General features: G+C 45.2%; 16 protein-coding genes. 11 read left to right on the plus strand and 5 right to left on the minus strand.

Annotation, left to right across the window (positions count from 1 at the left end):
* Window positions 1-191: 191 nt before the first annotated feature.
* The 3 genes from aroQ to ytxJ form a co-directional block, all read right to left on the minus strand.
* A complete protein-coding gene (gene aroQ / locus AC1DCV_RS25790; protein WP_477025876.1) occupies window positions 192-617 on the minus strand; it encodes a type II 3-dehydroquinate dehydratase in 426 nt (141 codons plus the stop codon).
* 37 nt (window positions 618-654) lie between these two features.
* A complete protein-coding gene (locus AC1DCV_RS25795; protein ID WP_477025877.1) occupies window positions 655-1,236 on the minus strand; it encodes a UbiX family flavin prenyltransferase in 582 nt (193 codons plus the stop codon).
* Window positions 1,237-1,346: 110 nt separating this feature from the next.
* Window positions 1,347-1,679, minus strand: a complete 333-nt coding sequence (gene ytxJ, locus AC1DCV_RS25800; protein ID WP_477025878.1) for a bacillithiol system redox-active protein YtxJ — start codon at window positions 1,677-1,679, stop codon at window positions 1,347-1,349.
* Between the two features lie 309 nt (window positions 1,680-1,988).
* Here ytxJ and AC1DCV_RS25805 point away from each other — a divergent pair, with 309 nt between their 5' ends.
* The 10 genes from AC1DCV_RS25805 (at window position 1,989) to AC1DCV_RS25850 (ending at window position 12,075) form a co-directional block, all read left to right on the plus strand.
* Complete coding sequence (locus AC1DCV_RS25805; RefSeq protein ID WP_477025879.1) at window positions 1,989-3,350, plus strand: UDP-N-acetylmuramate--L-alanine ligase; 1,362 nt, start codon at window positions 1,989-1,991, stop codon at window positions 3,348-3,350.
* Between the two features lie 33 nt (window positions 3,351-3,383).
* The gene (locus AC1DCV_RS25810) at window positions 3,384-4,157 is read left to right on the plus strand and encodes an exonuclease domain-containing protein (protein ID WP_441574585.1); all 774 of its coding nucleotides are present in this window, start codon (window positions 3,384-3,386) and stop codon (window positions 4,155-4,157) included.
* Between the two features lie 72 nt (window positions 4,158-4,229).
* On the plus strand, window positions 4,230-4,970 hold the full coding sequence (locus AC1DCV_RS25815; RefSeq protein WP_477025880.1) for a polyprenol monophosphomannose synthase: 741 nt from the start codon (window positions 4,230-4,232) through the stop codon (window positions 4,968-4,970).
* A gap of 80 nt (window positions 4,971-5,050) precedes the next feature.
* Window positions 5,051-5,929: a DMT family transporter gene (locus tag AC1DCV_RS25820; RefSeq protein ID WP_477025881.1), complete on the plus strand. Its 879-nt coding sequence runs from the start codon at window positions 5,051-5,053 to the stop codon at window positions 5,927-5,929.
* 75 nt (window positions 5,930-6,004) lie between these two features.
* Window positions 6,005-8,851 (plus strand): alpha/beta hydrolase family protein, encoded by a 2,847-nt coding sequence (locus AC1DCV_RS25825; RefSeq protein ID WP_477025882.1) that lies wholly within the window; start codon window positions 6,005-6,007, stop codon window positions 8,849-8,851.
* A 230-nt stretch (window positions 8,852-9,081) separates the two neighbouring features.
* Window positions 9,082-9,261, plus strand: a complete 180-nt coding sequence (locus AC1DCV_RS25830) for a hypothetical protein (RefSeq protein WP_477025883.1) — start codon at window positions 9,082-9,084, stop codon at window positions 9,259-9,261.
* Between the two features lie 143 nt (window positions 9,262-9,404).
* A complete protein-coding gene (locus AC1DCV_RS25835; RefSeq protein ID WP_477025884.1) occupies window positions 9,405-10,247 on the plus strand; it encodes a DUF6597 domain-containing transcriptional factor in 843 nt (280 codons plus the stop codon).
* Window positions 10,248-10,301: 54 nt separating this feature from the next.
* Entirely contained in the window at window positions 10,302-10,757 is a 456-nt protein-coding gene (locus AC1DCV_RS25840) for a GNAT family N-acetyltransferase (RefSeq protein WP_477025885.1), read from the plus strand.
* Between the two features lie 41 nt (window positions 10,758-10,798).
* The gene (locus AC1DCV_RS25845; RefSeq protein ID WP_477025886.1) at window positions 10,799-11,302 is read left to right on the plus strand and encodes a cupin domain-containing protein; all 504 of its coding nucleotides are present in this window, start codon (window positions 10,799-10,801) and stop codon (window positions 11,300-11,302) included.
* A 155-nt stretch (window positions 11,303-11,457) separates the two neighbouring features.
* On the plus strand, window positions 11,458-12,075 hold the full coding sequence (locus tag AC1DCV_RS25850) for a DUF4230 domain-containing protein (protein WP_477025887.1): 618 nt from the start codon (window positions 11,458-11,460) through the stop codon (window positions 12,073-12,075).
* A gap of 16 nt (window positions 12,076-12,091) precedes the next feature.
* Here the strand turns inward: AC1DCV_RS25850 and AC1DCV_RS25855 are convergent, their stop codons facing one another.
* Window positions 12,092-12,811 carry a hypothetical protein gene (locus tag AC1DCV_RS25855; protein ID WP_441574595.1) on the minus strand — a complete coding sequence of 240 codons (720 nt, stop codon included), beginning with the start codon at window positions 12,809-12,811 and terminating at the stop codon, window positions 12,092-12,094.
* 253 nt (window positions 12,812-13,064) lie between these two features.
* Here AC1DCV_RS25855 and AC1DCV_RS25860 point away from each other — a divergent pair, with 253 nt between their 5' ends.
* Window positions 13,065-13,385, plus strand: coding sequence for an RNA recognition motif domain-containing protein (locus AC1DCV_RS25860; RefSeq protein ID WP_079468754.1), 321 nt, complete (start codon window positions 13,065-13,067; stop codon window positions 13,383-13,385).
* A 184-nt stretch (window positions 13,386-13,569) separates the two neighbouring features.
* Here the strand turns inward: AC1DCV_RS25860 and AC1DCV_RS25865 are convergent, their stop codons facing one another.
* Window positions 13,570-14,886 (minus strand): dihydrolipoamide acetyltransferase family protein, encoded by a 1,317-nt coding sequence (locus AC1DCV_RS25865; RefSeq protein WP_477025888.1) that lies wholly within the window; start codon window positions 14,884-14,886, stop codon window positions 13,570-13,572.
* Window positions 14,887-14,897 lie beyond the last annotated feature (11 nt).

Genomic DNA, 14,897 nt, shown 5'->3' on the forward strand with positions numbered 1-14,897 from the left:
GTAATGCTGACTATAATGATGGGCGTCCTTCATCCGCTATTTTTTTGAGTTTAAAAGCGGAGGGGAGAACTATGCGGATAAATTCGCATAGTTCTCCCCTCCGCTTTTAGTCTTTTAAAAACAAAATCCGGGAAATCATCAAAATCAGTATAATCCCGGGAAAGACAGAAATTTGCGCCGAAAGCAATCTCCTACAAATCATTCATCCCAAAATACTCCACGCCCAGCTGGTATCCCTTCAATCCAAGTCCACAGATGCAACCAATACATTTAGGAGCAATCAGCGAAGTATGTCTGAATTCTTCCCGCGCATATACATTGCTGATATGTATTTCCATTACCGGGGTTTTAATACCTGCAATCGCGTCACGGATGGCAATAGATGTATGTGTATAGGCTCCTGCATTCAACAGGATACCATCGTATGAAAATCCAACTTCATGCAGATAGTTCACCAGTTCTCCTTCTACATTACTCTGAAAATAAGTAAAGGTGACAGCCGGAAATTGTTTTTGCAGATGTTTAAAATAATGCTCAAAAGACTCGCTGCCATAAATGCCTGTTTCACGCTTGCCGAGCAGGTTTAAATTAGGCCCGTTAATAATAGCTAATTGCATGATAATGGTTATGAAATGAAGAATGTAACGAAGATAATTAATCCCGTTTATTATTACTATCGCCGCCCCAGCGGTAGGTTTGTTGTTCAATGCCGGCCAGGTCAATGATACGGTCTACTACCGTAGCCGCCATTTCTTCCAGGTTGGTAGGTACGCTGTAAAAAGAAGGCGTAGCCGGGCAAATAATGCCGCCGGCCAGGGTCACGGCTTCCATATTTTTTATGTGAATCAGGTTGTAGGGAGTTTCCCGTACCACGCAAATCAGCTTTCTCCTTTCCTTTAACACTACATCTGCTGCACGTGTAATCAGGTCATTGGAAATACCGGTGGCAATCCTGCCAAGTGTGCCCATGGAACAAGGGCAGATAATCATGGTATTAAACCGTCCGGAGCCGGAGGCAAAGGGAGCGTGGAAATCCTGTTGGGTATAAAGGTGGAAAGGCAATTGCTTATAATCTTCGTCTCTCAGTTCTGTTTCCCAAACTGTTTTGGCATTTTCTGTCATCACTACGGCTACCTGGTCCAATTGCTCGTGCGCCGCCTGCAACTTCTGCAACAACTGGCGCGCATAAATGGAACCACTGGCTCCGGTAACTGCTACTACTATACGATGTTTCATTTGGCTATGCTATTGATCATGCAAAGCTAGCCTATTTGCTGCTATTGAAAGCACATCATTATTGCCACACCCGGCAAAACCAGGCTGGCGGGAAACCAATAAAGAAAAGATTATAACCCGGACTGGGCAACAATTTCATCCATCAGGATGCCACTGTGACTTTCATTGTAAATACACGCGCCGTTGCGGATCACCAATACCTGCGGAGATTCATGAGGTACCTGGTACATTTCCGCTATTTTATTGGATACCGGACGATGGGAGATAAGGTCCAGGTAGTAAAACGTTAACCCCTCCGGTTCAGCTGCCCGCTCCAACCTGGCTTTGGCCATCGAGCTGATAGAGCATCGCGTACTGTGCTTAAAAATAGCTACCGGCTGATGAGCTGATACCGCATTGACTTCAGTTAGTTGTTCCTCGCTGGTTAACGTTTTCCAATTCATTTAACATGCTTTATTATGTTCTATCGCAGGCGACTTGGCCATCCCCTTCATTGGACACCCTAATTTCTGATGGCTTGCGCAGGACGTTAAGAAAACAGCAAAGATACAAACCATACAGGTGTAGCCCAAAATTCTTACATAAGATTGCATACTGGGAGTTTTATAATTTATAACTAAAACGAAATTTCACAGGAAATATGATACGACCACTTTTTTAATCGTCTTTTGTAACGTTATTTTGCAAATATAGAAAATACATTAAAAAAAACAACAATGTAATTTTCGGATGTCCCGAAATTATCCAGCGTTATGACAAAAGTACATTTTATTGCCATAGGCGGCAGCGTAATGCATCAATTGGCTATTGCGCTCAAAAATAAAGGTTACCAGGTGACCGGCAGCGATGATGAAATTTTCGAACCGGCACTATCAAACCTCCAACAGGCGGGCATTTTGCCAGACAACACCGGATGGGATCCCACCCGGATAACACCCGATCTGGACGCAGTCATCCTCGGCATGCATGCCCGGGAAGACAACCCCGAGCTCATAAAAGCCCGGGAAATGCACCTGAAAATCTATTCTTTCCCGGAATACATCTACCAGGAAAGCAAAAATAAAACCCGGGTAGCCATCGGAGGCAGTCATGGTAAAACCACCACTACCGCCATGGTAATGCACGCTTTACAGTATAATCACCAGGCTTTTGACTACCTCGTAGGCGCCAGACTGGAAGGTTTTGCCCAATCGGTAAATATTACAGATGCACCCGTTATTGTATGTGAAGCCGATGAATACCCCGCCTCTGCGATCGAAAAAAGACCAAAATTTCATTTCCTCCACCCGCAGATAGCCGTATTAACAGGCATTGCCTGGGATCATATCAATGTATTTCCCACCTACGAAATATATAAAGAACAGTTTGCCATATTTATCAGGCAGATGGAACCCGGCCAGGTACTGATTTACAATGATGGGGACGAAGAACTCGTACAACTGGTGACTGCCACAGGCGGCCACCTCAAACTCATACCCTATGGTTTGCCAAAACATACCATCGAACAAGGCATTACCCGCGTATACTTCGGTGACCAGGCAGCCAGCCTGGAAGTGTTCGGCGACCATAACCTCCTGAACATGCACGCGGCCAAACTGGTATGCAACCAGCTGGGACTATCCGATGCGGAATTCCTGGCGGCAATTGCTACCTTTAAGGGCGCCGCTAAAAGACTGGAGCTGGTCGCTAAAAACGATCATTGCGTGATTTATCGTGATTTTGCACACGCTCCTTCCAAGGTGAAAGCCACCATGGAAGCAACCAAACACCAGTTCCCCGACCGGAAACTGGTGGCGGTACTGGAATTACACACCTATAGCAGTTTAAATGCTGATTTCCTGGAACAATACCACGGCGCACTTGATACTGCAGACGTAGCAGCCGTATTTTACAGCAAACATGCCCTGGAAATCAAGAGAATGCCCGATCTTGCCCCGGAACTGATTGCACAACGGTTTGGACGGAATGACCTGCATGTTTTCCATAACAGGGAAAAACTGGAAGCCTTTTTATCCGCTCAGAACTATCAGGATACTAACCTGTTATTAATGAGTTCCGGTACATACGATGGCCTTGATTTCAGTAAACTGAAGGAATTATTGCCGAACAATTAAATCACTGAATAAACAAATACTAAATATTATATAATGCCGTCTTTGCTCCTCAAAAGGCCTCTGGCCGTAATCGATCTCGAAACTACAGGTACCAATGTAGCTTCTGATCGTATCATTGAAATTGCTATTATCAAAGTGTTTCCGGACAAAACAACACAGTCCAAAGTGAAACGCATTAACCCCGGAATGCCGATCCCAGCAGGATCTACAGCAATTCATGGTATTAAGGATGAGGATGTAAAAGATGCCCCTACCTTTAAACAGGCGGCCCACGAACTCAAACAGTTTATGGACAACTGCGACCTGGCAGGTTACAATTCCAACCGCTTCGATATTCCTTTACTGGTAGAAGAATTCCTCCGTGCAGAAATAGAATTTGACGTATCCAAACGCAAATTCGTAGACGTACAAAGGATTTTCCACCTCATGGAAAAACGTACCCTCGGCGCCGCCTACAAGTTTTACTGCGATAAACAACTGGAAAACGCACATAGCGCCGAAGCAGACGCACTGGCTACCTACGAAATACTGGAAGCTCAGCTGGGCCGCTATGAACAATTACAGGAAGATATTGACTCCCTCGCTGATTTTACCAAAGAAGAAGATTATATCGACTTTGCCCGCCGCCTCGTGATGCAGGGCGGAAACGAAGTCTTCAACTTCGGCAAATACAAAGGCCGCTCCGTAAGAGAGGTCCTGAAAGCTGAACCACAGTACTATGATTGGATGATGAAGGCAGATTTTCCCCTCAATACCAAACAGAAACTGTCAGAAATCTTTCATAATATGATGTTAAAAAAAATGTAATGTTAATAGGGAACGTCATATCTTGCGCCGGAATTGAATTATTTTCGCAGTCCAAAAATATCATCTGCTGAATTGGAAAAGCTTGTCATCATTCCTACGTACAATGAAAAGGATAATATCCGTAACATCATTGACGCTGTATTTTCCCTACAGGAGAATTTTCATGTCCTCATCGTGGATGACGGATCACCTGACGGTACCGGCGCTATTGTAAAATCATTACAACAGCAACATCCCAACGAATTATTCCTGGAAGAAAGATCCGGCAAACAAGGTCTGGGGACAGCTTATATCCACGGATTCAAATGGGCATTGGCCAGAGGATACCAGTACATTTTTGAAATGGATGCGGATTTCTCCCACAATCCCAAAGACCTGGTACGCCTCTATGATGCCTGTGCCAAAGACGGAGCAGATGTATCTGTTGGCTCCCGCTACGTAAAAGGCGGCAAAACCGAAAACTGGCCATGGGACCGCGCTGTATTGTCTTACGGCGCCTCCATCTATGTAGGTATGATCACCTGGATGCCCGTAAGAGACCCGACAGCTGGATTTGTATGCTACCGCAATACGGTACTGGAAGCCATTAACCTGGACCAGATACAGTTTGTAGGATACGCCTTCCAGATTGAAATGAAATTTACGGCGTGGAAGCTCGGCTTCAAAATCAAAGAAGTTGCCATCACCTTTAAAGACAGAAAAGAAGGATATTCCAAAATGAGCAAAGGCATCGTAAAAGAAGGCGTTCTCGGCGTTCTTAAAATACAATGGCAAAGCCTTTTCCGGAATTATGCAGTAAGAGTGAAGAATTAATTACTATACATAAAATTACTGTTTAGGGATTTTTTCATTTTTTTCAAATGAAGAAATCCCTAAATACATTAAGTGGGTTCATGAAAAAAGCATTTCTCCAGCTACATCTCTCCGTATTTCTGGCTGGTTTTACCGGGATCCTGGGTAAGCTGATCTCCCTGAACGAAGGGCTGTTAGTGTGGTACCGGTTATTGATTACGGCTGTTACCCTATATATTTTATTCCGTATCCAGGGCACTTTTAAAAAACTTCCCTGGAAAGATATTTTACCCATCGGCAGCACCGGTGTAATAGTAATGCTGCACTGGCTCTTCTTTTACGGCAGCATCAAATACTCCAACGTATCTATCGGCGTGATCTGCTTTTCTATGACCAGCCTGTTCACCGCCATCTTTGATCCACTGATCAACAGACGCCGTTTCGATGTAGCAGAAATGCTCCTCAGCATGCTCACCCTGCTCGGTATTCTGCTCATTTTCCATTTCGATACCCAGTACCGTACCGGTATTATCCTGGGCATTATTTCCGCCATGTTTGCGGCATTATTTACTGTATTTAACAAACGCCTGATCAAACGATTCGATACCTCTACCATCACTTTTTATGAACTGTCGGCCGGCCTGGTAATATTGACCATCGGCATGCCTTTTTATATCTATAGTTTCCCGGTAGCCTCCGTGTTGCCATCATCCATGGACCTGCTCTATCTCCTGGTGCTGGCCTGGTTTTGTACGGTACTCATGTATTTGCTGAGCATGAATGCGCTGAAAAAGATTTCACCTTTTACGGTAAACCTCTGCTTTAACCTGGAACCGGTGTACAGCATTGTAATGGCCTTTGTACTCTTTCATGAAAATAAGTTCCTGAACAACGCCTTCTATGCAGGCCTGGCCTGTATTATGCTATCGGTAGGATTACAGATGCTCCGCGTGGTAAAAGGCAAAACCACCACACATTAAACCACTTATAAAAAAGCACTTACCGCTGCTCCACTCCGTTGGGCTAAAAGCCATTTAATTATTACATTAGCAGCTATGAGAAAAGTTTTTTTAGGGATATCCCTCCTGGGATCTGCCCTTTTTACCTATGCGCAACAACCTGCAAAAAAACCGCTGGATCACAGTGTATACGACAGCTGGCAAAGCATTGGCACTAAACTGATCAGTAACAACGGACAGTGGGTGGTGTATGCAGTACTCGTTCAGGAAGGTGATGCCAACCTGCTGATCTATGACCGCAAAACAGGTCAGACCACCACCATTCCGCGTGGCAGCAACCCGGTGATTACAGAAGATTCCCGCTACGTGATATGCAGCATTAAACCGCTTTTTAAAGATACCCGCGAAGCGAAGATCAAAAAAAAGAAACCGGCTGAAATGCCCAAAGATTCCCTGGCCATCATCGCCCTCGGACAACCGGATATCCAGAAATTTCCTGCAGTAAAATCTTTTAAAACACCGGAAAAAGGTAGCGGCTTACTGGCATACCTGCTGGAAAAACCAGCCGCCGACACCGCCAAAGCAAAAGGTAATAAGGCAGCCAAAGCCATCGCCGACACAGACCGTGCCGATGATGATAAAGTCGCCGGCAGCACCACTGAAAGCGGTACCCTCGTGATCCGGCAATTGCTCTCCGGCAAACAGGACTCCATAAAAAATGTAAAGGAATATACTTTCAGCAAACCAGGTAATCAACTGCTGGTAGAAATAGCTGCAGAGAAAAAAGATTCCCTCTCCCGCAACGGCGTGCTCCTGTGGCATACCGCCAATCGTAAAGCAGATACCCTCAGCAGAGGCAACACCGACTACAAACAATTTGCTTTCGATGAAAAAGGAGAACAGGCCGCCTATTTTGGTACACCTGATGGAGAAAAAGCTTTACAACAATTCTATAAACTCTATTACTTTAAACAAGGCCAGGACAGCGCCCGGGAAGCAGCCGGCAAAAACAGCAGCGGCATCCCTGCTAACTGGACCATCAGCGCCAACAGCACGATATACTTCAGCAAAGACGGTCAACGTCTCTTCTTTGGTACCGCCCCCATACTGCCCGTGAAAGATACCAACCTGGTAGATTTTGAAGTGGCCAAAGTGGATATCTGGAATTATAAAGATGACTATCTGCAGCCCATGCAATTAAAAAATGCAGATAAAGAACTGAAGAGAAGCTACGCTGCCGTGTATTACCCCGGTGCCAACCGGATCGTACAACTAGGTGATAAAGACCTGGAAACCGTGATCACCACAGCAGAAGGAAACAGTACTAACGCACTCGGCTATACGGATAAAGGAGATCGCGTACCCATGCAATGGGTAGGCCGCACCCTCAAAACCGCTTACCTCGTAAACGTAAATGATGGCACGAGAAAAAAGATCAAAGAAAAACTGGACGGTAACTTTTATATCTCTCCCAACGGAAAATATATCATCTGGTACGACCTGGTAAACAGACAGTGGTTTAGCTACGATAACGCTACCGGTGCTGTTGTAAATATCAGCAAAAGCATTCCTACCAAAGTATATGATGAAGAAGATGATCATCCGGATGTGCCTGAGGCATACGGCATAGCAGGATGGCTGGCAAACGATGCATCGGTGTATATCTACGATCGCTACGATATCTGGGAAACAGATCCTTCCGGTAAAAAGCCACCGGTAAATCTTACACAAGGTATTGGTCGCAAAGAAAAAATACGCTTCCGTTACCTCCGCCTCAATCCGGAAGAAAAATATTTCACACCCGGCCAAAGCCTGATGCTGACTGCATTCCAGGACAGCACCAAATATAATGGCTTCTACCAACAGGAATTGCCAGGTAAAAACGGTAAAATAAAAGCAGCCAGGCAAATTGTGTTAGGCCCCTATTCCTATACAGATTTACAGCAGGCTAAAGACGCCAAAATATACACACTCACGAAGAGCAGTTATGAATTATCACCCGATATATTTACAGGAGATAATATTGCGCAGGCAACCCGGATCAGTCATACCAATCCTCAACAACAGGACTATAACTGGGGCACTGCTTCCTTGTACAAGTGGACTACTTTCAGCGGTAAACCAGCAGAAGGTATTCTCTATAAACCGGAAAATTTTGATGCTGCAAAACAGTATCCTGTTATCTTCTATTTCTATGAGAAATTAACAGATGGTTTATATAGCTATCAGGCCCCTTCGCCTACCCCATCCCGGCTGAACATTTCGTTCTTTGTAAGCCGCGGCTACCTCGTATTTGCACCGGACATCAGCTATGAAAACGGCTACCCGGGCAAAAGCGCCTACGATTATATTGTGAGCGCAGCAGAAGACCTGGCTAAAAAGCCCTGGGCAGACGGCAAAAATATGGGTATACAGGGACAGAGCTGGGGCGGCTACCAGGTAGCTTACCTGATCACGCAAACCAACCTGTTTAAGGCAGCATGGGCAGGCGCTCCGGTGGCCAACATGACCAGCGCCTATGGTGGTATTCGCTGGGAAAGTGGTATGAACAGGCAGTTCCAGTACGAACACTCACAAAGCCGCATCGGCGCTACCTTATGGGAAAAGCCAGAGCTCTACATAGAAAACTCTCCGCTCTTTAACCTGCCCCGCGTTACTACGCCGGTGGCGATTATGTCTAACGATGCAGACGGCGCAGTTCCCTGGTACCAGGGCATTGAAATGTTCACTGGCTTACGGCGTTTAGGCAAGCCCGTTTGGTTGCTGAACTATAACAACGAAGCACATAACCTGATACAACGTCAAAACCGTAAAGATATTCAACGCAGAGAACAACAGTTCTTTGATCACTTCCTGAAAGGCGCGCCAGCACCGCAATGGCTGGAAAGCGGTGTACCTGCAACAGAGAAGGGAATTAACTGGGGTTGGGATCTGCAACAGTAAAATCATGATCGTTAAAAAACGCTACAAGCGCCTGAGAGAGGGGTTTGTAGCGTTTTTTATTTGTATAGGGAGAGAGGGTAATAGTTAAATTATCATATTTATAATCAGGCTACAAACCGCTGCCATAGTGGGTTATAGCTTTTCGTTAATACAAAAAGTTTAAAGTTTGGATAACCAACATGACAGATGGATTCTAAATCTTTGAAGTAATCAATAACAATATAAAACGTATGGATAGCAAAGAACAGGAGCTTAGAATCTTATCCGAAAAAGTAATGCGCGGCCTAAAAATAGCCATGCCCAAACTTGTTGAAACCACTGCTGCTAGAGATGGAACACTGGTGGTGTCTGATGGAAAGGGCAACCCTATAGAGGTCCCTGCAAAAGATCTATTAAAAAAATTAGAATAGGGGGGTCATGGCTTCTTCCCCCCTCAAATATATTTTTCATAATATAAAATATTTAACATATATTTACAATAACATCGCCACTTTAGCGTATGGTGTGAATTTGCAGCGATAGCGATATCCCTTAACACCACATTATTGTACCTATGAACTTCCATATCTATCATCCTGCGGATGCATTACGTCCTTTTGTAAAGCAATATTATTTCTGGGAAGATAATACCCGGGGAACAATTCAGTTGCCACAAAACCTGTTTGCTCTTGGCGATCAGTACATGGTATTCATCCTGGAAGGGAAAGCGGACATTAAACCACTGAACCACAGAGCATTTGCCTTACCTGCCACTTCGGTGCTGGGACATCTTACCTGTGCCTGTCAGTTACAGGTGCAGGGACCGGTAAAAGTTGCCGTGGTACAATTAAATGCTTACGGGTGCCATCGCCTGCTGGGACTCGATGCGGCCGGCTTCACCAACTATTACCGTAACCTGGCAGCTACAGCGCAACCACTATGGGAGGAACTGCTCAATAACTTACATCATATTCAGGAACCAAAACAGATAGAAACCTTACTGGATAACGCTTGTCTGCAAGCATTAACAGCACAGGCAGATAACCTGAACGCTGTGGATGATATGGTAGACTACATGCTGATTATGCAGGGCAATGTGGAAGTACCTGAACTCTCCTCCCGATATGGACTTTCCCGGCCCACCCTGGAACGTATATTCAGCACCGTAGTAGGTATTCCACCTCAGTTGTTTGCGAGGATGATCCGGTATAAAACAGCACTAAGCTCCCTGCGGCAGTTAAATTTACCGGAATGGCAAACACCTATTACCGCTACTGCTTATTATAATCAGGCGATGTTTATACAGGATTACCTGTTATTTAATCACGAAACACCTTCTTACTTTGCACCCGCTGCAGCCGCTACTATTGCACATATGCCGGTTACAGGCCCGCACCAGGTAGCAGTAGCCAGTTAATATTTCCGGAATAAAAATATTACCTTATTTTAGTGAGCTTAATGCTAACTGAATATGGAAACCATTGACGTACATCAAGGGGAATACTATATCTCCTCAGATAAAACGCGGCTTGACCTGAACGCCATTCACGACTACCTGTCCAAAGAATCTTACTGGGCACAAAACATACCTTTCGATATCGTTCAAAAATCCGTAACAGGATCTTTATGCTTTGGCGTATTTCACGAAAACAAACAGATAGGTTTTGCCAGGGTCATTACTGACGGTGCTACCTTCGGCTACCTGGGAGATGTATATATACTGGAACCCTACCGCGGTAAAGGACTGTCCAAATTCCTGATGCAAACCATTTCAGCCCATCCCAACCTGCAGGGATTAAGACGCATGCTGCTGGTTACATTGGATGCTCATGGATTATACCGGCAGTTTGGTTATACAGACGTTCCTAACCCGGAAAAATTTATGCAGCGTCACAACCCGGACGTATACACGAAAAAAGAGCAGTAACCATACTTTTTGTTTAACTTACTATTATAACACAGGCATCTATGCAATATTCTGCAGCGCATTGGCGTGAACAACTGAAACTGCAATCTCACGTGGAAGGTGGTGCATTCCGTGAAACCTACCGTTCTGAATGGGTACTGGATATGACTACTTTGCCGGCGGGCATGACCGGTAACCGCAATGCATCTACCTGCATTTATTTTTTACTGGAAGAAGGAGAATTCTCTGCATTCCATCGTATTGCGGCGGATGAAATCTGGCATTTTTATGATGGGCATACCCTCACTATTTACGAAATAGCTCCGGGTGGTCAACTCCTGGTGCACAAACTAGGACGTGATATCGCTAATGGCGAAAACCTACAGGTCATCATCTCCGCAGGTAACTGGTTTGCCTCCCGCGTGGAAGTCCCCGGAGGTTATGCCCTCGCCGGCTGCACCGTGGCGCCAGGCTTTGATTTCGCAGACTTTGAACTGGCAGAAAAAGCGCCCCTGCAGGCCGCCTACCCGGAGCATGCCGCATTGATAGATAGTCTCACCAGGTAACACCAACAGCTATAACAAATAACCTTCGTCTATAACAGCAGGTTATCATCTCAAATGGTAACCTGCCTCCCGGAATTTACCATACCGGTTCCTCTCCCGCCGTAACGGCCACGGCTACTCGCTGTGAGCTGCCAACTTTTTATTAATTTACAGGTATGAAAAAAATCTTCTACCTCGTTATACTGGTTTTATTAGCCGTCCTGATATTCTGGCTGGGCAAACGTTTTGGCAGTACCAACGTGAGTCAGCAGGTAATATCCAACAGCACTATTGTAAAGGAAATTGCGGAACTGGCCAGCCTGGATGTACAGGGATCTGCCAGCATTAAAAGAAGTAATATCGAAAACAACGGCGACTGGACCGATAACCTGAAGAAAACTTTCCTGGAAAATACCGTATGGGTAACGATTCCCTACCAGGCCAAATTCGGAGTTAACATAGACGACAAGCTGTTTAAAGTACAGCTCACAGATAAAAAGATCATTATCCACCTGCCGGCTCCCCACCTGCTCAGCTATGAGCTGAAAATGGACAGGATGGAAACCTCCAACCGCAAAGGCTGGCTGCTGTCCCAGGATGATGAAACCTATACTGATGTACAAAAAAAGCTGTACCAGACTTCCCGCGCTCAACTGGAAAATAACGCGCTGTATATTCAGCAGTCCAAAGAGAAAATAAAGAAAGTAATGGAGCAGTATTATGCACCATTTCTAAAAGACCATACCCTGGAAATACAATACGATGGCGAAACAAAGCTGCCTGAACTGAAGTAGGCCGTCAGCCTGCTCCCTACGCCGCCTGTTCGGCAATGTACTTTACCAGGCTTCTTTTTGCAACAGGTAACAACGTTTCATCTACCGGTACTACCAGGGGTGTTTCCGCGCAATACACCGCAGGGTTGGGTAAGCTGTTCCGCTCCCTGATCAGCATTGCTTTAATATGCCCGATGGTATGCACAAAGTCCTTTTTGTATTCCTGCACATACTGTGTGTGAATACCCCGGAACTTTTCATCGTGCCGTTCGAAGATGGTGAGCCGGTAAGTGTACACCAGCGTATGACTGCAACGTCCATCGCAAAGCAGCAGGTAACCTTCCGCTGTTTCAAGCGGAACAAGTCCTACCGGGAAAATGCTCAGGTTGTCCGCTACATACTCGTAAATCTCTGCTCCTTCTTTAATAGTGTTATTTAGCTGAGGCAGGGAATACTGAATGATCGTTTCCAACTCCTCCATCAACTCATCGTCTGCAATCAGCTGTTCATATAAGAGCTCCAGCTTTTGCAGATTAATGGCCGTGAGTCGTTTGGGAAACTGCTGTTGTAAAAACTGCTTGTTGTCCCGAAAGGCTACCAGGTTGTTGTAATGAAAAATAATGTCGGATAACTGGGGGTACAGCTTGCTTTGTGTGAAGTAATGATTGATGTCCTGTAAATAGGCCAATAGGGTATATTTCTTCAGCTCAAAGTCAATATAACCATCAGCAAACCAGGTTTCGCTTAACGCTCCCATAGCAATTAAATTTAATGGATCATGTACTGAATTTACGAAAAAAAAACCGCAAAAAGGAGCGTTTTTTGTTAATAGAGCAGTATTTTAAATAATATTTCTACGCCTGTCAAACTTCACACTACAAAGGATCTAACATAGTAATATGGTAGTAAAAAAGAGGGTAATAACAAAAATATTTTAAAGCTGACTTTTTTATTAGCGTAATTTTCATAACTTCAGTATATTATTTTTCATTTTTTTAATTTCAGTTATCATGAACATTTACGTAGCCAACCTGCACTATAGGTTGAACGATGAGGATCTCCATCAGATTTTCAGCGATTTTGGAGAGGTTACCTCCGCTAAGGTTATCAAAGACCACGAAACTGGCCGCTCACGTGGTTTTGGCTTTGTGGAAATGCCTAATCAAGAAGAAGGAGCAAAGGCTATGGATAGTTTGAACGGCAGCGAAATCGAAGGTAAGCAATTGATGGTAAACGAAGCAAGACCTAAACAACCGAATAATAATTTCAAAGGTGGCGGTGGTAATAACCGTGGCGGCGGAGGATATGGTTCCCGCGACCGTCGTTATTAATAATCCCCTTTATTCGGCACAAAGGAACTGGAAAAGGCGCTCTAACGAGCGCCTTTTTACTTTTATAGCTTTTAGCCGTTAGCTTTTAGCTTTTAGCAAAATGCAGCGGAGATAAACATATTACTATGTTCTCCGCTGCATTTTGCTAAAAGCTAAAAGCTAAAAGCTAACGGCTAAAAGCTACTCAAATTCCTCTCTTTGGATCAAAATGTTCCAGCTCCTGGGCTACTGCACTCAGKAAAGTAGCACCCAGGGAGCCGTCTACAATACGGTGATCATAAGACATAGACAGGTACATCATATGCCTGATACCGATCGTATCTCCCTCCGCAGTTTCTATTACCATCGGACGTTTCTTGATAGCACCTACCGCCAGGATGGCTACCTGTGGCTGGTTGATGATAGGTGTACCCATCAGGCTACCAAAAGTGCCTACGTTGGTCATAGTAAAAGTACCGCTCTGTGTATCTTCCGGCTTCAGCTTATTCTGACGGGCAGAATTAGCCAGGTGGTTTACCTGCTTGGTGAGGCCTACCAGGTTCAGTTGGTCTGCATTTTTGATCACAGGAACGATCAGGTTACCACTTGGTAAAGCCGCAGCCATTCCTATATTGATATCTTTCTTGATAATAATTTTATCACCGTCCAGGGAGCAGTTGATCAGCGGGAAACGCTTGATGCACTTCACAATAGCCTCTATAAACAGGGGCGTAAAAGTAAGCTTCTCTCCTTCGCGCTTTTCGAAATCACCTTTCATCCGGTCACGCCATTTCACCAGGTTGGTTACATCGGCTTCAGCGAAGCTGGTCACATGCGGACTGGTTTGTTTGCTCATCACCATGTGATTGGCAATCAGCTTACGCATACGATCCATTTCCACGATTTCCACGTTGCCACTGTAGGTAGGCGATGCAACGGTGGTATTGGTAACTACCGGCTGACGGGATACCGCAGAAGATACTGGTTCCGGCGTTACATCCGCTACCACTTTCCCGTCGCGGCGGTCTGCCACGTATTGTAAGATGTCTTTTTTAGTAACGCGGCCATCGTTGCCGGAGCCCGGAATCTTTTCCAGGTCAGCAAAGCTGACACCTTCCTGTTGTGCAATGGTCAATACCAGCGGAGAATAAAATTTAGCACCACCAGCCGAAACGGCGGTTTCAACAGCAGGTGTATGTACCGGCGCCGATGTAAATCTCGGCTCGGAAACAGCCGCAGGAGCTGCAGGTGTTACAGGTGCAGTAGCCGCCGCTGCATCGGCATTGGTATTAATACGGGCTATGACAGTACCTACTGCCACTACATCATTTTCATTAAAGAGCACTTCCGTGATCTCTCCTTCCGCGATAGAAGGTACTTCGCTATCCACTTTGTCAGTGGCAATTTCAAGTACGGTTTCATCTACTTTTACGTGATCGCCCGCCTTTTTATGCCAACGCAAGATGGTGGCTTCCATGATGCTTTCCCCCATTTTTGGCATTACCAATTCTACAATGGCCATAAGATTGATTT

The organism is Chitinophaga sp. 10T418, assembly GCF_056394125.1.